Annotated in this window: 5 protein-coding genes; 1 reads left to right on the top strand and 4 read right to left on the bottom strand. The window is 41.4% G+C overall.

All coding sequences use genetic code 11. The features are described 5' to 3' along the window. Positions 1–40: 40 nt before the first annotated feature. The 3 genes from U859_RS0114515 to U859_RS0114505 all read right to left on the bottom strand — a co-directional run bounded on the left by U859_RS0114515 (position 41) and on the right by U859_RS0114505 (position 16,633). Positions 41–2,044 (bottom strand): OmpA family protein, encoded by a 2,004-nt coding sequence (locus U859_RS0114515; protein WP_025144084.1) that lies wholly within the window; start codon positions 2,042–2,044, stop codon positions 41–43. A gap of 86 nt (positions 2,045–2,130) precedes the next feature. Next, positions 2,131–3,132: a PorP/SprF family type IX secretion system membrane protein gene (locus tag U859_RS0114510; RefSeq protein ID WP_037505489.1), complete on the bottom strand. Its 1,002-nt coding sequence runs from the start codon at positions 3,130–3,132 to the stop codon at positions 2,131–2,133. 37 nt (positions 3,133–3,169) lie between these two features. Continuing rightward, positions 3,170–16,633 (bottom strand): putative Ig domain-containing protein, encoded by a 13,464-nt coding sequence (locus tag U859_RS0114505; RefSeq protein WP_084153074.1) that lies wholly within the window; start codon positions 16,631–16,633, stop codon positions 3,170–3,172. A gap of 298 nt (positions 16,634–16,931) precedes the next feature. Between U859_RS0114505 and U859_RS0114500 the strand changes: the two genes are divergently transcribed. Beyond that, positions 16,932–19,466 carry a hypothetical protein gene (locus U859_RS0114500; RefSeq protein ID WP_162799936.1) on the top strand — a complete coding sequence of 845 codons (2,535 nt, stop codon included), beginning with the start codon at positions 16,932–16,934 and terminating at the stop codon, positions 19,464–19,466. Between the two features lie 467 nt (positions 19,467–19,933). Here U859_RS0114500 and U859_RS0114490 read toward each other — a convergent pair whose 3' ends face one another. Next, positions 19,934–20,773: a flagellar motor protein MotB gene (locus U859_RS0114490; protein ID WP_025144079.1), complete on the bottom strand. Its 840-nt coding sequence runs from the start codon at positions 20,771–20,773 to the stop codon at positions 19,934–19,936. Positions 20,774–20,775 lie beyond the last annotated feature (2 nt).

The following is a 20,775-nucleotide window of genomic DNA, read 5'->3' as shown; positions in this document are numbered from 1 at the left end:
CTCCTTACGAAGATGGCTTTACCGGGATGTTAATTGTGTTCTATTTTTTGGTTACTTTAAATTCGGTTCTTCTGTTTTTAGCCCTTCCTTCAGGGTTGTCTTTTTTCTTACGTTTAACGATGATTTCGTTTGGTGCAATCGGCATCGATTCGCCATAACCTTTAGAGGTCATTCTGGCAGCGGCAATTCCTTTGCTCTCTAAATAATCGGTACAAGATTTTGCCCTTCTGTTTGATAAATCGAGGTTGTACTCATCAGTACCGATATTATCAGTGTGTGAGCCTAATTCAATTTCCATTTCAGGGTTATCTTCCATAATCGGGATCAGGAAGTCTAACACTTTTTTAGAAGGTTCGGTTAATTCGGCACTGTTAAATTCGTAATAAACATTATCCAATGCCATCGGAATACCTATTTTGAAAGGACTTAGGCAATAATCTTTATAAATTAAGGTATCTGCTTTTGCCAATTCTTCGTAAACATAGTTTTTAGTAACGGCAAAATAATTATCTTTTGCGAAAAGCAATTTGATTGGTCTTTTCGAATCTACTTTAAACTTATAAATACCATCGGTACCTGTAGTTAGTTTTTGTGAACCTTCTGCGTTGTTAAGCGTTACACTTGCACCTGCTAAAGGCGATTTGGTTTTACAATCGGTTAAAATACCTGAGATTGACAAATATTCTTTTTTCACTTCGAATATTTCCAAACAGCAAGATGATTCGCGATCGGAACTGATGTATCCTTTTGTTCCTTTATCATCGGTTGCGGTGAAGTAAATATCATCTTTTGATGAATTGAAAGGATAACCCATGTTTTTTGGAGTCGTCCAATCTACCAGATCACCCTCTGATTCAAAGAAATCAAGTCCACCAAAACCTATTCTTCCATCGGTACTGAACAATAATTTTTTAGTTAGGGTATTGTAATAAGGTGCACGTTCATCATCTTCGGTATTAATGGTTGGACCTAAATTTACGGCCTGGCCCAATGAACCATCTTCGCGGATGGCACAATACCAAATATCGAACTTACCGTAACCACCACTTCTATCAGATGAGAAAAGAAGGAACTTACCATCACTGGTAACAAAGGGTTGCGATGAGTTAAAATCTTTACTATTTACCTGTAACCCTACTGCCTGTGGATCAGACCATTTATCGCCGGTTTTTTTAGCACTATAAATGGCATATTTATCTTTATCTTTCCAGGAGGTGAAATAAAGCGTATTTCCATCGGGCGTAAAAGCAGTAGCAGCTATTTCGGTACCTCTTGTAAAATTGATATCCAATTTTTTAACGGCAATGTCAGCTGAGCTTAACTCACCTTTGGCCGAATAAATATTATTGATAAATGGATTAGCTTTGGTTGAGACCTGAACTTCGCCGCCGGCTTCAGTTTTTACCATGTCTTTTTTACTACCTACAGCAACAGGACGTGATGAGGTAAAGAAAAGTTCGTTGTTTATTTTTACCGCAGCATAGTTAGATCCCAGGCCATTTACATTAGCCGGTACTTTTTTAATCTGCACCATGCGTGGAAAACGCATTTCTTCGATGGCAAATTTACAAGATTCGATTTCCTTTTGTGCTGTTTTAGCTAAAGGATCGTCGCCATTTTTTTGAATAAACTGTTGATAAGTATCAATAGCCAGGTTAAACTTTTTATTGGCTCTTAAGCTTTCTGCATAATAAAACAGTGCTTTTCTAAAACGGGTATTGGTAAAAGTACTGGCTATGGCATAATATTTCTCGGCCTCGTTAAATTCCCTGTATAACCTGCTCGATTCGGCGAGGTTATAAATCGATCCTTCATAATCTTCTATCACTTTATCATCAGAGGCTGATTTTCTTTCCTTGCCATAAGGTAAAATGGCCTGGGTACTATCGCCAGTAATTTTTAAGGCTTTCTTATAAAAAGTTGACGCTGCATAATAATCCTTATTTTCGAAATAAGTATCAGCAACCTTTTTATAATTTACCACATACTGCGCGTTAGCAAAACCGCCAAATGCCACTAATAAAATGAGTAATATTTTTTTCATCTTTATAAATTATTAATCGTTTTGCTATCGTTTTCAATAATGGTATTGAACCCGCTAGCTCGGTTTGTTTGCATTGATGATAAAGATTATAAACGCGGGCAAAAGAAGTTTGGACCAATAATTCCGTTACGGCCAATTAAGGATACCGAAAGCTCTAAACCGCCATTACTGTTTGATGCACGGTTGAAAGTAGAGGTATTAACATCATAACTCAATCCGAAAACCATATTTTTTAACTGCAGGCCAACAAAGGCAATTGCAGCATCTTTATTACGGTAATTACCACCAAATAAAATGTTTGCTGATGGATTAACATTAAGCTGTGCATAAGCCCCTAAAGAAACCTCGTTTGTATTACCCTGGTACATAAACAATGCATTGGGTACAATATCCAACAGTTCAGAAGCTTTGATCCTGGCACCCCCATGCGCTGTAAAGCGAACAGGAATTCGCGAATTTGTACCAGAGAAACGGTCCATAGGACGGGTTAAGTGCGCTGCACTAGCACCTAAGAAAACGTTTACACTTTTGTTTGGGTTACCATCAAAGAACATGATACCGGCGTTTACATCAGGAACCAATGACGACTGAGATGAAAGTGTTTCGCCACTCATCATCCCGCCATCATAACCTGATACCGGATTAAACTGGTTACCGAACCTGGCTTGAGAGAAATCGAAACTGCGGTTAATTACTCCGGCCTGTAACCCAAAGCTCACCATCTGCAAACCTTCGGCACCAAATCTTAAACGGTAAGAACCCGATACCAGCGCCGACAGGTAGTTGAAATCTAACTCCCCTGCCCTTTGGTTTAAGATGGTTGCACCAAAAGCGAAGTTCTTTTTCGGAGCAAGATCAAAAGATGCACCACCAGTTAAGAAAGAACTGTTAAGTGCGCTCCATTGCTGCTTAAAGTTTACAGTTGCGCGGTAATCGCCGTCTATTACACCCGTTAAGGCTGGGTTAAGGTATAACGGGTTTGCATAATATTGTGAAAAATGCGGATCAGTTTGTGCAAAGGATTTAACTGTACACAGCAGTAATCCCAGCACCGCAACATATATTTTTAAAGCCGATAGTATTTTCATGGTCTTTGATTTTATCTGTTTATTATTAATCCTCTTCTTATCTGATCAGCGTTACTGTACCTTTTCTCAATGTGGTTGTTCCATCGGTAAAAGTTACATCAACCATATATACATAAACCCCGATCGGCTGATTTACACCTTTAAAGGTTCCATCCCATCCATTTGCCACGTTATCTGACTGGAAGATCAACTGACCCCACTGTGTATAGATGCTCATTTTAGCTGTGGCAATGGTATTGCCGTACACTAAGAATACATCATTTTTACCGTCGTTATTCGGTGTAAATGCATTTGGTATGTACACCTGGTTTCCAAATGGATTGGTTGCTTTGCCTGTTACTGAACCGTTTGCACTGGTTTGACAGTCAATCTGTCCTTTGGCCCTAACCGAGATGGTTACACTTTGATCTGGTTTTAAGCCTGTAACAAAGTAGGTTGTTCCGGTTGGTCCGTTTGTTGGATTGATCCATGTTAAACCATTATCCAGCGAAACTTCGTAAGCCGTAGCACCTGTAACCGCAGCCCATGCAAATGTGATGCTATTAGGCGTTGTGGTTTGTACAACTACATCAGGTTTAGCCAACACCGGAAGTACGGTAACGGTTACGGCTGTTCTGCCTGGACTTGCACAACCACCTACTGCTATAGCTTCTACATAATAGATTGTGGTAGCACTTAAGTTTGGTGTGGTAAAGGTTATCCCTTCTGCCAGTACCGGACCATTAGAGCTTGCAGCATACCACCTGTACACTAATCCTGTTACCGGATTATTTACGGTTAATATGGTTGAGCTGCCTGCACAAAGTGTTCCGTTTGCTGCCGTTACCGATGCAGGTGCGACTGGTACCGGTAGTGCATTTACATTTACCGGTGTCCTTGATGTTGAAATACAGCTTCCATTTGCACCCTCAACATAGTAAGTAATGTTTGCCGTAACAGCTGGCGTTGTAAAGTTTACACCTGTTCCTACCGGTGCTCCACCTGCTGATGCTGTATACCAGTTATAAGTAACACCTGTTTGAGGGTTTGTAACTGTTAATACTGCAGGGCTTCCTGTACATACACTAACCGATGATGAAGCTACGGTTGGCACTGTCGGTTTAGCATTTACGGTAACGGTTACTTTAACACGACCACCATTGTTGTTACATCCGCCTGTACCGATTGCCAATACATAGTAATCTGTTGTGGCAGCCAAAGCTGTAACATTATAGCTTGTACCAGTAAATAATAAGTTACCACCAATTGCTGCGTTGTACCATTCGTAAGTAACGCCTGCTTGTGCATTGGTTACGGTTAGGGTTGCACCGTCACCCGCGCAAATGCCTCCGTTTGGAGCAGATACCACAGGGTTGTTTGGTAATGCATTTACCGTAATGGCTACCGCCCTTGCTGTTGCTGCGGAATTTTCGCACTTATTATCACCTTTAACGGTTACATAATAGGTTGTATTTGCCGTTAATACCGGGGTTGTAAATACCGGACCAGTAAATACGACCGTATTTAAAGTGGCGTCACTATACCAGGTAAATATAGGATTGGTTACTGTTGTACTTGTTGCAGCTAATGTTGCAGCTGAATTTGCACAAACTGAAGTTGAACCATTTACGGTAATATCTGTTGCAGTGGCAACCGGATTAACTTTAATGGTTACCGCTACTGCGTTCGCAGCAGTGTTTTCACATTTATTGGTTCCTTTAACGGTTACATAATAAGTTTTGGTAGCTGTTAAAACCGGCGTAGTAAATATTGGTCCGGTAAAGGCCACACTGGTTAACGAAGCATCGTTATACCAGGTAAATACCGGGTTGGTTACTGTTGTTGAGCTGGCATTGATTACCGCTGTACCCGATCCACATACGATTACCGGAGTCGATAAAGTAATATCAGCAGCTGTTGCACCTGCGTTTACCGTAACGGTAACCACTTTTGCATTTGCAGCAGAACTTTCACACCTGTTATCACCTTTTACAGTTAGGTAATATTTAGTAGTTGCCGTTAATGCTGGCGTATTGAAAGTTGCTCCAGTAAATACCGGCGTGGTTAAGGCCGCATCGCTGTACCAGGTAAATATTGGGTTGGTTACGGTTGTGCTGCTGGCTACCAGACTTGCTGATGAGCCTGCGCAGATGGTTGCATCCGCTGCGGTAACATCACTTGCTGAAGCTACCGGATTAACTACAATATTTACAGATTTAGCTGTGGCAGCACTGTTTTCGCACTTGTTATCGCCTTTTACTGTAACATAGTAAGTGGTATTAGCGGTTAATATTGGTGTAGTAAATACTGCACCTACAAAAGCTACATTAGTTAAAGTTGCGTTGGTGTACCAGGTAAATACCGGGTTGGTTACGGTTGTACTGCTGGCAGTTAATACAGCTGCAGATCCTCCGCAAACATTTGTTGATCCATTTACCACAATATCAGTAGCAACTGCTATTGGGTTAACTTTAATGGTAACAGCTGCTGCATTTGCCGCACTGTTTTCACATTTATTAGTTCCTTTAACCGTTACATAATAAGTGGTGGTAGTGGTTAATACTGGTGTAGTAAATATTGGTCCGGTAAAGGCCACGCTGGTTAACGAAGCATCGTTGTACCAGGTAAATACCGGGTTGGTTACTGTTGTTGAGCTGGCATTGATTACTGCCGTTCCCGATCCACACACCAAGCTTGGTGTTGATAAGGTAATATCAGCAGCTGTTGCAGCCTGGTTCACGTTAACCGTAACTACTTTAGCTGTAATACCTGAGTTTTCACATTTGTTATCGCCTTTAACCGTTACATAATATTTAGTGGTTGCGGTTAATGTTGGCGTTACAAAAGAGGCACCTACATAAGCCACTGAAGTTAGGGCAGCATCATTGTACCAGGTAAAGGTTGGGTTGGTTACTGTTGTGGTGCTGGCTACCAAAGTAGTACCCGATCCTGAGCAGATGGTTGCATCAGCGGCGGTAATATCAGAAGCGGTAGCCACCGGACTAACGGTAATGGTAATTACCCTTGCAGTACCAGGTGCGTTCTCACATTTATTGTCACCTTTTACGGTTACATAATAAGTAGTGGTCGTATTTAATGGCGGTGTAGTAAATGTTGCGCCAATGAAACTAACATTGGTTAAGGCGGCATCACTATACCAGGTAAATACCGGATTGGTTACTGTTGCCGAAGTTGCACTTAATACAGCCGATGAACCTGCGCAAGCTGTTGTGCTTCCGTTCAGAATAATATCGGTAGAAATTGCTAAAGGATTAACTGTTACCGTTACCGCTTTAGCATCTGCTGCAGCATTTTCGCACTTATTGGTTCCTTTAACACTTACATAATAAGTGGTAGTGGCAGTTAAACCCGTTACAGTAAAGGTTGGACCAGTAAATACTACACTGGTTAACGAAGCATCACTGTACCAGGTAAATACTGGTTGGGTTACCGTGGTGCTCGAAGCCATTAACATTACAGTAGAACCCGAACAGATTTGGGCATTGCTTACTGCAATGTCTGCAGCTGTAGCAAAATCCTTAACAGTTACGGTAACTACTTTAGCATTGGCCGGTGTATTTTCACATTTATTATCACCTCTTACGGTTACATAATAAGTAGTGTTTGCATTAAGTACCGGGGTAGTAAAGTTTGGTCCTACATAAGCTACTGTTGTTAAAGCAGCATTGCTGTACCAGGTAAATACCGGATTAATTACTGTAGTTGTGGATGCAGATAAAGCTGCGGTTGATCCTTTACAGATCGAAGTAATTCCGCTTGCGGTAATATCAGCATCAGTAGCAGCAGGATTAACCGTTATGGTAATCGATTTTGCAGTTGCTGCGGTATTTTCACATTTGTTATCGCCTTTAACCGTTACATAATAAGTGGTTGTGGCATTAAGTGTTGGGGTAACAAAATTAGCTCCGGTAAACACCACCGTTGTTAAGGCAGCATCACTGTACCAGGTAAATACCGGGTTGGTTACGGTTGTGCTGGTTGCAGTTAAAGTAACTGAAGATCCGCCACAAACAGTGCTTGTTCCAGCCAAATTGATATCAGATGGACCAGCAACCGGATTTACCGTAATGGTAACCTCTTTTGCATTACCCGCTGTGTTAGCACATTTATTTGTTCCGCCTACTGTAACATAGTATTTCGTTGTTGCTGTAATGGCTGGTGTAGTAAATACTGCGCCTACAAAAGCAACCTGTGTTAAAGCCGCATCGCTGTACCAGGTAAATACCGGGTTGGTTACGGTTGTACTGGTTGCCGTAAGTACTGCTGTTCCAGAAGCACATAATGAAGTTGTTCCGGTTACAGTTAAATCGGTAGCTAATGCCGATGGATTAACCGTAATTGAAATTTTGGTACGGGTTGAGCTTGAACAAGCTGCTCCACTTACGGCTTCTACATAATAATCGTAGGTTCCTGCTGCAAGTGTTGTAGGTGTGTTGAAGCTGCTGTTATTGGTTACCAACATGTTTCCGCCAACTGCTGCATCGTACCAGTTGTAAGTAATACCTGCAACTGCCTGTACACTTAAAGTAGCAGATGTACCGATACAGGTTGTAGCCGGATTGGTAGTTGATGGAACAGGCGCTACTGCCGGAGGCAATACTGTTACCGTTATTTTGGTTCCTAAAGTTTCGCAACCATTAGCTGTTGCTGTTACCGAGTAAGTATAAGTACCGGCAGTTAAGGCTGGGTCGGTTGTGAAAGTTGTTCCGTCTTTTCCTGCCTGATAAGTTGCGCCTAAGTACCATTTGTACACCACACCTGCTTGTGGGTTCTGCACACTTAATGTTGCAGATGAACCTTGACAAGCGCTTGCTGTAGCAGCAGCAACTGTTGGCGCAGTGATTACCCTTTGTGCATAATCTAAATTAACAGAAGTTAATGCACCTAGAAGGCCTGAGTTTAACCTCAATTCTACTCCATCAAATCTGCTGGCTGGTACGAAAGTTAATATGGCCGATGTTCCGCCTGATAATAATTGTAAGTTGATTAACGGGTTGGATATAGAAACCGCATCGTTATTGCTGGTTGTACCCTGGAAAGTAGTTACCGTTAAGTTAGTTAACACCCCTACCGAAAGCAATGCTCCTGGCGTGGTAATTTTCACCCTTAAGGTATCGCCTACATTTGATAAACCGGTAAAACCAACCTGGTGATAAACAGATGCACCTAATAAGCCAACCGGAATAACCAGGCTAGATCCTGTATTGATGTCGTTATCAACTGCAAAAGTTGGGTTATAAACGCCAGCCAATAATGCTACTCCTGTTACCCCGCTAGCTACTGTTGTAGTTGCTGCGCCGCAAGGGGTAACTACCGGATTACCGTTAGGCACTACGGTAACGGTTACAGTAGCCCTGCTGGTTGCAGTACATCCACCTGGAATAGTCGCCTCCACATAATAAGTTGTTGTGGTGCTTAATTGAGGCGTTACATAAGTTTCGCCAGTATATACCGGAACTGTTCCGTTTGCAGTAGTGTACCAGTTAATGGTTGCTCCTGCTGTACTCGAAGTTGCTTTTAATACTGCAACCGAACCTTCACTAATGGTGATTGATGGCGGCGTAATTACCGGAACATCAATGGTTCCAAGCACAATTTTACCCTCAGTTCTGGTTGATGAAGTACCGCAGCTGTTTACCGCAGCTACAAAGTAACTTCTGTCTGCCGTAATTAATGGTGTGGTAAAGTTATCACCAGTAAATAATACAGTGGTTGAGGTTGCAGTATCGTACCAGTTATAAGTAGTACCTGCAACCGGGTTTTTAACCTGGAAGGTAACTGATGTATTAGGGCAGGTATTAACCGATGCCGAAAGTAGATCAGGCGTTACCGGAGCAGGGTTTGTAGTTACGTTTACTATAGTTTTGTAACTTACACAACCTGTCGCAGAAACTGCAGCCACGTAGAATTTAGTATCGCCTGTTAAAACAGGAGTAGTAAAGATAACACCGTCTTTACCGCTTAGGTAAGTACCTGTAGCATCGTACCACCTGTAAGTTAAACCAGCTGAAGGATTATTCACCTGCAATTGAGCAGTTGAGCCCACACAAGCAGTTACATTAGCAGCCGTTACTGTTGGCGCAACCAAAATGCGTTGCGCATAATTTAAGTTGATCGATGTTAATGCACCCAATACACCTGAATTCAATCTTACTTCTACTCCATCAAAAACATTGGTTGGAACAAAAGTGATTAAAGCTTGTGTATTACCGCTTAACAACTGAACGTTTAATAAGTTATTGTTTAATAATTGCGAATCACCATTGCTGTTCGTTCCAACATAAGTGGTTACGGTGGCATTACCCAATAATGAAAGTGATAATAGTTTTCCTGGTGATGATACCAATACACGTACGGTATCGCCTACAGTAGATAGAGATCCAAAACCAACTCGCTGATAAACTGATGCACCTAGCGCTCCAACCGGCATTACCAATGAAGATGCTGTTTGTGTATCGTTATCAATAGCTAAAGCTGGATTAAATACACCTGATAATAGGGCTACACCAGTAACACCGTTAACCTGTGTGGTTGCTGCCTCGCAAGGAACCGGATTTGGCGACCCGTTACCGTCAACGGTAATAGTTACCTGAACGCGGCTTGCCGAAGTACAACCATTGGTAGAAACCGATTCTACATAATAAGTTGTGGTAGCCAATAATGGAGGCGTAACATAAGTTGCACCTACATAAACTGGTGTTGTTGAAGTATTAGAAGTATACCAATTGAAAGTATTGGTTGGATCAGCAGAAGTTGCTGTTAAAATTGCGGTCTGACCTGCGCTCACTGTTGATGAACTTGCAGTTACAACAGGCAACACCGGACGAGGATTAACTGATACTGCTGCCGCAGCACGTGCAGCACTTGTACAGTTTCCTTGTGATGCTTCTACATAATAAGTAGTGGCAGCAGTTAAGGCCGGAGTTTGGAACACCGCACCAGTGAATACCAGGTTACCAGCCGTTGCAGCATCATACCATTTGTAAGTTACCGCCGGATCAGGGTTAGCTACTGATAAAGTGGCTGATGATCCCTCACAAACATTGGCAATGGTTGCCAATACCGGTGTAGCTAATGCTGGCGTAACGGTTACCGTTACAGGCACCCTGGTTACATTTGCACAGGTGCCTTTGCTTACCTGGATATAATAAGTAGTAGTAGAAGTTAATGCCGGCGTAGTAAAAGTTTCGCCAGCGGCCAGTTGTGTTCCGCCGGTTGGCGCATCAAACCAGGCTAAAGTGGTACCACCATTTGCAGTTGCATTTAATGTTGCAGTGCTTCCGGCACATATGGTTTGTGCGCCTGCTGTTACTGTTGGATTAGGATAAATGATGGTTGCACCATAAACATCCAAGCTGGTTACCGCAGAAAGCAATGCACCAAAGCTCACCTGTACCCTATCATAAGCGCCGCCTGCCAATATGGTTGCAGCGAAACGGTTGCCAGAAAGTAACTGAAGATTTAATAATGATGAATTTAACTGAACTGTTCTAACTATAGTAGTACCGTTCATTACATTTAAGGTAACATTACCCAACGCAGTTAAATCTAATAAACCACCTGGTAGTGCTAAATCTAAACGAAGACTATCAGTAGCTGTTCCAGCTGATGGGAAAATTAATTGCTGATAACCTGATGCACCAACACCTACCGAAAGCGATATCCTGGTAAAGTTAGATGGATCTGCATCAGTAGAGTTTCCAGGGTTGGTTACACTACATAATAAGCAGATACCGGTGATACCAGAGTTTTGCGAATTTGCAGCATTACAAGCTGTACCACCGCCATTATTTAATACGGTAACGGTTACCGGAACACGGCTTGCACTTTTACAACCATTGGCATTTGTAGTTTCTACATAATAAGTGGTAGTTGTTGATAATACCGGAGTGGTATATGAAGTCCCCGTACCTACCTGCGTTCCGCCTGTAGCAGCATCGTACCATTGAATGGTATTGCCAGCATCTGCTGTAGCTAATAAAGTAGTAGACTGACCAGCATTAATTACCTGGCTATTGGTGGTTACCGTTGCAGGAGTTGCCGGTGGATTAACTGAAACATTTACAGCAGTTCTGCTACTTATTGCAGTTCCAGATACCGCCTCTACGTAATATACGGTCGGCGCGGTTACTGCAGGCGTTACAAAAACACCAGTATTATTGGTAACTAATGGTGTACTTCCTGTAGAAGCGTACCAGTTATAAGTTACACCTGCCTGCAGGTTGCTTACACTTAACGTTGCAGGACTTCCAGAACAAACAGTTGCTGCAGCAACTACCGGAGCATTAACCGTTACAGTTAAGCTATAAGCTGTTGTTGCTTTGTTGCCATTTGCATCTGTTGCAGTTAAAGAGATGGTATAGGTTCCACCTAAAGTTGGTGTTCCTGTAATTTCTCTTGTTGCAGTATTAAAGTTTAATCCTGGAGGAAGACCAGTTGCCAAATAAGTATATGGCGCTGTTCCACCGGTTACAGCTGGTAAAGTTTGAGTAGGGTATGCAGTACCTACAATACCGTTTGGTAAAGTTGCACCTGGTAACGATAATACACCGATTACTTTAAGAGCATAAGTGTTACTTGCTGTTCTGCCTTCACTATCCGTAGCGGTAACCCCGATCGAATAATTTCCGGCCTGTGTTGGTGTACCCGAAACCTGTCTGGTGGCCGGATCAAAAGTTAATCCTGCAGGAAGATTGGTTGCTACATAAGTATAAGGACCAACACCTCCGGTTGCCGCCGGTAAAGTCTGTGCAGCGTAAACTGTTCCTTCTGTTCCATCAGGCAAAGTTGCCGCCGGTAACTGTAAAGGATTAACAATGTTTATAGTATAGTTACTGGTAGTTGTTTTTCCATCAGCATCTGTAACGGTTACTGGTACTGTAAAAGTTCCTGACTGTGTAGGTGTTCCTGTAATTGTTCTTGTAGCCGGATCGAAGGTTAATCCCGGAGGAAGACCCGTAGCCGAATAAGTATAAGGCGTTGATCCTCCTGTTGCAGAAGGAATGGTTTGAGGGGTGTAAACGGTTCCTGTGGTGCCATCAGCTAAAGTTGCTGGTGGTAAAACCAAAGGATCGGTTACTTTAAGGGTATAGTTAGCCGTAATGGTATTGCCGTTGGCATCTGTTACCGTAACTGGAATAGTAAAGGTTCCGGTTTGAGTCGGTGTACCTGTAATTTCTCTTGTTGCCGGGTTAAAAGCCAATCCCGGAGGAAGGCCCGTAGCCGAATAAGCATAAGGACCAGTTCCACCTGTTGCAGCTGGAATGCCGTTTGTAGTATATGCTGTGCCTGTTACACCACTAGGCAATGCTCCTGGAGCAAGCGCCAATGCTGGTGTGGTTGTTAATGTAAAAGTTGCAGTTTTGCTACATCCTTTGGTATCAGTTACTACAACATCAAATGTTGGGTTACCTGTTGCAGTTGGTGTACCGCTTACCAAACCACTTGTAGATAAGGTTAAGCCAGCCGGTAAAGTACTACCCGAAGCCAAAGCATAAGTATAACCCGGTGTACCACCTGTTGCTACCGGGAGTTGTTTGCTATAAGGAGAGGCAATTGTTGCATTTGTTAAAGTTGTACCTGCAAATACAATTGCCGGATTAACGGTAATAACCACAGGAACCCTTGTTGTATTAGAACATGTGCCTTTGCTTACCTGAACATAATAAGTAGTGGTAGCTGTTAAAGCCGGAGTAGTGAAGTTTGCTCCGGTACCCACTTGGTTGCCACCTGTTGGCGCATCGAACCAGGCTAAGGTTGTTCCACCATTTGCTGTTGCACTTAATGTTGCGGTACTGCCCGAACAGATCGATTGTGCACCAGCGATAAAGGTTGGGTTAGGATAAACTACGGTTGCACCATAAATATCTAAACTGGTTACTGCCGAAACCAAGGCACCAAAGCTCACTTGAACCCTATCGTAAGCACCACCTGCTAAAACAGTCGCTGCAAAACGGTTACCTGATAAAAGTTGAAGATTTAATAATCCGGTGTTTAATTGTACAGTTCTTACCACTGTAGTACCATTTAACACGGTAACGGTTACGTTATTTAAAAGTCCAACATCAGCTAAACCCGTTGGTAAAGCTAAATCTAAACGAATACTGTCGGTAGCTACGCCAACTGATGGGAAAATCAATTGTTGGTAACCATTTGCAGCAACACCTACAGCAAGAGAAATCCTGGTGAAGTTGTTCGCATCCGCATCTGTTGAGTTACCCGCTCCGTTTATAGCACACAATAAACAGATACCGTTTATACCAGTATTCTGACTGTTGGCTGCGTTACAAGCAGTAGCACCACCACCGTTAATTACGGTTACTGTTACCGGAACACGACTTGCGCTTTTACATCCGTTAGTACTGGTGGTTTCTATATAATAAGTTTTGGTTGCAGTTAAAGCTGGTGTAGTAAACGAAGTTCCGGTTCCTACCTGAGTACCTGCCGTTGGTGCATCAAACCAGGCAATGGTATTTCCCGCATCAGCAGTTGCTGTTAAAGTTGTGGTTTGTCCGGAATTGATTACCTGGTTATTGGTCGTTACTGTAGCTAAAGTTGCTGGTGGATTAACCGAAACGGTAACCGATGTTCTTGCACTTACCGCTGTTCCAGAAACAGCTTCAACATAAAACACAGTTGCCGAGGTAACCGCAGGGGTTACAAAGGTACCGTTGTTGCCAGTGGTTAAAGGTGTACTTCCTGTAGAAGCATACCAGTTATAAGTTACACCGGCTTGAAGGTTGCTTACGGTTAAAGTAGCCGTGCTTCCTGTACAAACTGTTGCAGAAGCCACAACCGGATCATTTACCGTTACCGCTAATGCATAAGTAGTAGTTGCTTTATTATTATTTGCATCGGTAGCCGTTACAGAAATGGTATAATTACCACCTTGTGTTGGCGTACCGGTAATTTCTCTCGTAGTTGGATTAAACGATAATCCCGGAGGAAGACCAGTTGCCGCATAAATATATGGAGAAGTTCCGCCTGTTACCGCTGGTAATGTTTGTGGCAGATAAGAAGTACCTACAATGCCGTTAGGTAATGTTTTTGTTGGCAAAGTTAATGTTCCGTTTACCTTAATAGGGTAATTATTACTGGCTGTTTTACCCTGGCTATCGGTTACCGTTACACCAATAGTGTAATTACCTGCCTGTGTTGGCGTACCGGTAATTTCTCTTGTAGCAGGATTAAACGATAATCCGGCCGGAACACCTGTAGCTACATAAGTGTACGGACCAATACCGCCTGTTGCAGCTGGTAAAGTCTGTGTAGCATAAACTGCTCCTTCGGTTCCATCTGGCAAAGTTGCCGCTGGTAAAACCAATGGGTTATTTATGGTAATACTATAATTGGTAGTTACCGTTTTACCATCAGCATCAGTTACCGTAAGAGGTACGGTATAAGTTCCCGCAGTTGTTGGCGTACCCGTAATGGCTTTGGTAGCTGGATTAAAAGTTAAACCTGGAGGAAGACCCGTTGCCGAATAAGTATAAGGTGTGGTTCCACCTGTTGCAGCTGGAATAATCTGCGTAGTATAAACTGTCCCCGTTGTTCCATCGGCCAAAGTAGCAGTTGGCAACAATAAAGGATCAGTAATTTTTACAGTATAGGTTGAAGTAAGTGTATTACCATTTGCATCAACCACGGTAACCGGAATGTTATAAGTTCCAGGTTGAGTTGGTGTTCCGGTAATCTCTCTCGTAGTTGGATTAAAGGTTAAACCCGGGGGAACACCTGTTGCGGTATAAGTATATGGCCCTGTTCCACCAGTGGCAGCCGGAATAGTCTGTGTTGGGTACACTGTTCCTGTTATGCCATTTGGCAATGCGCCTGGTGTAAGCACTAAGGCAGCAGTAACCGTTAAATTATAGTTCGCGGTTGCTTTACAGCCTTTAGTATCAGTTGCTACAACCGAAAAAGTATACGCATTTGGCACAGTGGGTGTTCCGGTAATTACACCTGTTGATGATAAAGTTAAACCTGCCGGCAATGTACTGCCTGCAGCCAAAGCATAAGTATAACCTGCTGTTCCACCAGTAGCTACATCTAATTGTTTAGAGTAGGCAAAACCTGGGGTAGCATTGGTTAAGGTAGCTCCGTTAAAAATAATCTGTGGGTTAACGGTAATTACAACCGGTACCCTTGTCGATTCTGTTGTACAGCCTATTCTTCTGGCAGCAACATAATAAGTTTTATTGGCAGTTAATGCCGGCGTGGTAAATGTACCATTGTAAGCAACTGTTTGTAATGCTGTTCCACCTTCTACCACATCGTACCAGATTAATTGGTTGGCACTAGAGGTAGTTGCAGTTAAAGGTACTGTAGTGTTATAACATGCAGCAATGGCATTACTTGCCGGTGCGGTAAAAGTTGGTCTCGGTGCAGAACGGGTTGCACCATAAACATTAAGCGTTTGGGTAAGGTTTAATGTTAAAACCGACCCTAGCGTAACTTTCACCCTATCGAATACAACACCTGCACCCGGAGAAAAAGGTATGGTTACAGGCTGACCGCTATTTAATAAGCCGAGTAAATCAAGATTTAAAGTAGTTGGAACTGATCCGGTATAAACCTGGGTATTTCCGTTATAAGCCGTTATCGAAATGTTTTGTAAAACTCCGGCTGTTAATAATGCCTGTGTAGTGCTAAACCTAAGGTTAATGTCATCACCAGGATTTGAAGGCGTTGTAAAATAAAAATTTTGGCTAATCGATGAAGTCACGCCAAGTATGCCTAAACTTAATGTAGAAAAATTATTTGGATCACTATCAATTGCCCTTTCGCTGTTGGTAACACCCGAACTGCCGAGTTGTAAAGCATCAAGTGTTATTCCTGTTCCTTCATAACCTGTGCTAAATGCCTGTGCACAAGGATCGGTACCAGAAACATAAAATGCATTATAAACTTTGGTACTGTTGGTAACCCCAAGCAAAACCGCATTGGTAACGTCTTTAATATATATACGGTCATAAGCCTGTGTTGGCGTTATGGCCACATAAAAGAAACCATTGGCATCTTTTACAATCCTGATATTATCTGTTGAAAATGCTGCCGTACTGCTACCTGTTAATACAGTTGAAGCACCGTTCCTCGCGCCCACTTCGAACGAGTGGTTTCCAAGAATCACGGTACCGCCCACATTAGCCAGCAAGCCGCCCAAACTACCTCCCAGTAACCTGTTCAGGATGTCTCCGTCAAAATCTATTCTGATGAAGGAGGTCGTTCCTGCATTAACCGCTGCCGGATATTTTAATTCCAGTTCACCGCTATATCCACCAATACCAACAGCGATTCCACCATATGAATTTACGGTAGCGAAGGTATTATCGTTCAGTGTAGCGTTGTTTGCATTATCGACCCTGCTTTGTGCAGATACGGTATTCGCAAAAACTTTTGTTTGCGCATACGATTTCGAGTAGAAGAGCGTTAATAGAATGATGACTGCAACACAGGTATTGCGGATTATCCCTAGTTGGGAAGATAAAGTAGGAGTTTTCATCATGTCAGGCGTTATTTAGAAGACTTACTATGTGGGATGCTACTGTTAGGTAAATGTTTTTTCAGGGGCATTATATAATTATGACAAATCTATATCTAGAATAGCAACCTATCCTATCCATTGCTATTCATTTTTGCAAAATGCGTTTCATTCATTTTATTCATACAGACCATTCTTCGTGAATAGATTTCTTCAATTGTGAAATTATGATGACATTAGCGCTAGTCATCCCATCAGTCAATTCATGAACGCTAACGATCTCCTTATCGAACTCAGGAAGTTTGTCCTTATAAAATCTGGTTTGAGAAACATTGACCCAGCCCATTGTAAGATCATCTCCGAGTATGTATTTCAAGAAACCAAGAACTACGTAAGTGAAACTACTATAAAGCGCTTCTTCGGCTTCGCAAATACACTACATAAATTTTCACTGTTTACACTGAACAGCCTTTCGCAGTATATTGGGTACAATGATTGGGATGCTTTCTGTAAAGACAAGGAGAACCAAACCACTTCTGTTCAGAGTATATGGCAGGATTTAAAGCTAAAAGCACACGCCATTACAGATGTATCGTTAATTGCAAAAAAAAACAACTCGGGTGTTCCATTTACTGCCACAGCAAACAGAAGTTTTTTCTATCCTGATTTTGATTACTTTCTAAAAAACAACTATCAGTTTACTACGGTAAGTGCACAGCCTGGCCAGGGAAAATCAATTTTGTTGGCCCATATGGTAGAGTATTTTTTCTTTTCAGAAAATGCCTTGTATAAAAATGATATTGTTTTAATGGTAAACTCTACCAGTATTAATACCATTATACAAAACGGAGTGACCTTAAAAGATTGGTTTTTAAAAGAATTTAAGTTTGGAAGCCTAAGTGAGCTGATCGGTTTTTTTAAGAAAAACCCCGAAAAACGTGAGGGGCGTTTTATCATCATTGTTGATGGTATTGATGAACTGTTGGCCAGAAGCAATTATTTTAAAACATTTATAGATTTTTTATACAGCATAGAAGAAAATAATTTTATTAAGCTTGTTTTCGGATTGCGCACCAATAGCTGGATTAATTTACAGCCCGCTATTTACGGATCTGCATCTTTAACCAAGGCCTGGTACACCGGCCTGTTTTATGATGAAGATACCTTAAGCAATGTGCCACCCTTAAATGCCGACGAGGTATTGTATACCCTCAGTCACATCGAAAACAAAATTATTAACAGATCTGACGTAAGCCCTCCCCTGCTGGCCCAGTTTAAAACGCCATTTTGGTTACAGGTTTATTTTAAACTCAAAGATGAAAACCACCATCTTGAACTGAGTAATCCGTTATTATGCTATGAATTAATCAGCTATTTCTTAGAAAAACGCGTATTCCTTGCCAAAAAGAGTACTGAAAAAATATTTTTGCTCAAAAAAATAAGTGATTGTATTTCAGAAGGAAACAAAAAGCTTAGGGTATCAAAAGAAAAGATATTAAGCTATATCAATTGCTATCCTGATGCTTATGAGGAACTTTTGCATGCTGGGATTATTATCGAAGAAAAGAGACTGAGCACCACTATACCAACTGAAATTGTCCGTTTTTTAAGCGACGATATTTATACTTATTTCCTTTTTATACAGATTACCGATAAGTTTGAATATAAACCGGGAAAATCATTTTTCGAGTATATTTTAAATAGTTTTCCGGCACAAAATTCGCGCAGAGACCATATTTTAAACTGGTCAATCCGGTTTTGTATCAACAGGAATGAAATTGCAGCCTTAAAAAACATTTTCAAACTTCCGTTTACCAACAGAGAGAAAAACAGTGCTTTCGATTTTATTTGTTACGTATCTAAATTCGAGCTCGGCAAGCCCAATTCCAACTTTAACAAGTTGAGTATCGATGTCGATTTTGTAGACATTATGGCTTCCGGGCGTACCATGAGTACACTTTATAAAGAAACAATCAAAACCATTTCGGAGAACGTACTTAATGAAGATATCCAGATTATGCTGCATGTAATAGAGTGTAATGTAAACCTGATCGATGTTGACAAAATATCGTTGGCAAACACCATGCAGCTCCTAAAAAGGAATTACAAAAGACTAAATGAGCTGTTTCCGATCAATCCGTATGATTTAATCCTGTATTTCTACAATAACCTGGTTAACAAACCCAATGAGAGCAAAACCCTTGAAGATAAAATCATTAAACTTTGCCAGGAAATAGACAGAAGCAACCCGCGGAAAAACGAAGAAATTACCGCAACTGAAATATTATCTTACCGGTTGGTATTAATTGCACTTTTCTCGCAGAAAAGTTATGCAGAATGCCACCGCTTTATTATGGCCATTTTAAGCAAATATCCAAACATCTTTTACATAAGGCATTCCGTATTCTCGCCTTTCCTATTGCTGCATTTAGGCCAGACCTATATTAAGCTCAACTACTTTAAAAAGGCACAGCGCATTATGCAGTTTGTAGATAAGATCATCAACAGCGATTATACCTACCATACCAATTTCATCCTGGCCAGTGTTAGGATTTTTAAAGCAAACTTTTATAATGCCACGAACAATTATGAACAGGCACTGATAGAAGCCAACGCAGGTTTAGAGATTACGCACCGTAATGATTTTAAAATGTTCGAGATTTCGCTTCTGCTGAGTAAAATAGATACCTTAAAACATACCGAAGAATCGGAAGAAGTATCAAACGTAATTAAAGAACTGCTTAATTTTTTAACAGTACACAAACTCTCTATGCCTGATTATTCGAACTTAAGCGGTAGTGAATTTGAGCATACTTTTAAGATTTTAAAATCCTATCGCCGTCACCAAAACCTTTAAAAGAGGCCTTTTCTTCTAAAAATACAAGTTTCTCATTTTATAATGTTAAACAATTTTTTGGTTTGGAGCGCGAGGCCTGTACAAAACAATAAATTTCTCCCCGTTTTCCGCTTTTACACTTGCTTCCTCGTGCCTCGTTGCTGCAGGGTAATGCTTCAAGCGGGGCTATACGGCCAAAACAGTTTTTCATTTTTGAGGGTACGGGGTGCACAAAACCTTGTTCCTAAACCCGATAGCAGCGAAAATACTTTTTGTTGCAGCAACCCTGAATACGCTGTCATGCTGAGGTACGAAACATCTGTAACCTATGAAACAGATGCTTCGTACCTCACAGCATAACAGTAGCACAAAAAGATTGAAGCGAATGGCGGGAATAAAGCAGCCAGGAACTGCTACACCTTCCTTTTCTGACTATAGAATATGATTATTCTGATAAGTCCTTATTTAATTTTGGTTGTTAAGAGACCTTATTTAATCAAGTTATAAAGCTCATCCAGTTTTGGAGAAAGCACGATCTCAATTCTTCTGTTTTTGCTTCTTCCCTCGGCATTTGCATTGGTACCTAATGGCTGAAATTCGCCTTTGCCAGTAGCCGTCATCCTCACACTCTCTACTTTTTCATTCTCCGTTAAATAACGTACTACTGATGTTGCCCTAAGCACGCTTAAATCCCAGTTATCTTTTATCTGTCCTAAATTATTTATTTTCTGGTTATCAGTATGGCCTTCAACTGCAATGTTAATTTCCGGCTGTTGTTTTAATACATTAGCCAATTGTGTTAAAGCTTGTTTACCTTTTTCATCAATGATGATACTTCCCGAAGGGAATAAAAGTTTATCAGTTAAAGAAACATAAACTTTACCATTTTTAATTTCAACAGTTAAACCGTTTTTGGTAAAGCCCAATAAGGCCTGTTGCAGTTTTTCTTTTAGTGAGTTAGTTGCTTCATCGCGTTTACGCAGCACTTCTTCTACTTCTTTTAAACGTTTCTCGCGGGCAGCTAAATCGCCTGATAGTTTGGTGATTTCGGTTGAAGAATTGTTTTTAAGTTTTTTGTAGTTTGCATCAACAGTATTGTAGCTATTTTGCAGGTCGCGCAGCTCTTCGGCCATTAATGTGGTATCTTTTTTCAGCTTTGCTACTTCTTTTTCAAGATTTTCGATTTTAATTAAACCTTCATTAAAAGCTGTGTAAAGCGAATCTTTGGTTCCCAATAAAGCTTTATACTTTTTTGGAGATAATACCACACAGGAGGTTAGCGAAGAAATAAAGAGGAGAACGGCAAAGGCAAGAAAGGTATTTTTCATGT

Source organism: Pedobacter jeongneungensis, assembly GCF_000633455.1.
Classification (GTDB): domain Bacteria; phylum Bacteroidota; class Bacteroidia; order Sphingobacteriales; family Sphingobacteriaceae; genus Pedobacter; species Pedobacter jeongneungensis_A.
The sequence above is the reverse complement of the archived record's forward strand: the minus strand, read 5'-3'. Positions and strand labels throughout refer to the sequence as shown.

Coding starts and splice junctions, on each gene's coding strand:
- U859_RS0114515 (WP_025144084.1), bottom strand. CDS start 2,044: ATGAAAAAAATATTACTCATTTTATTAGTGGCATTTGGCGGTTTTGCT.
- U859_RS0114510 (WP_037505489.1), bottom strand. CDS start 3,132: ATGAAAATACTATCGGCTTTAAAAATATATGTTGCGGTGCTGGGATTA.
- U859_RS0114505 (WP_084153074.1), bottom strand. CDS start 16,633: ATGATGAAAACTCCTACTTTATCTTCCCAACTAGGGATAATCCGCAAT.
- U859_RS0114490 (WP_025144079.1), bottom strand. CDS start 20,773: ATGAAAAATACCTTTCTTGCCTTTGCCGTTCTCCTCTTTATTTCTTCG.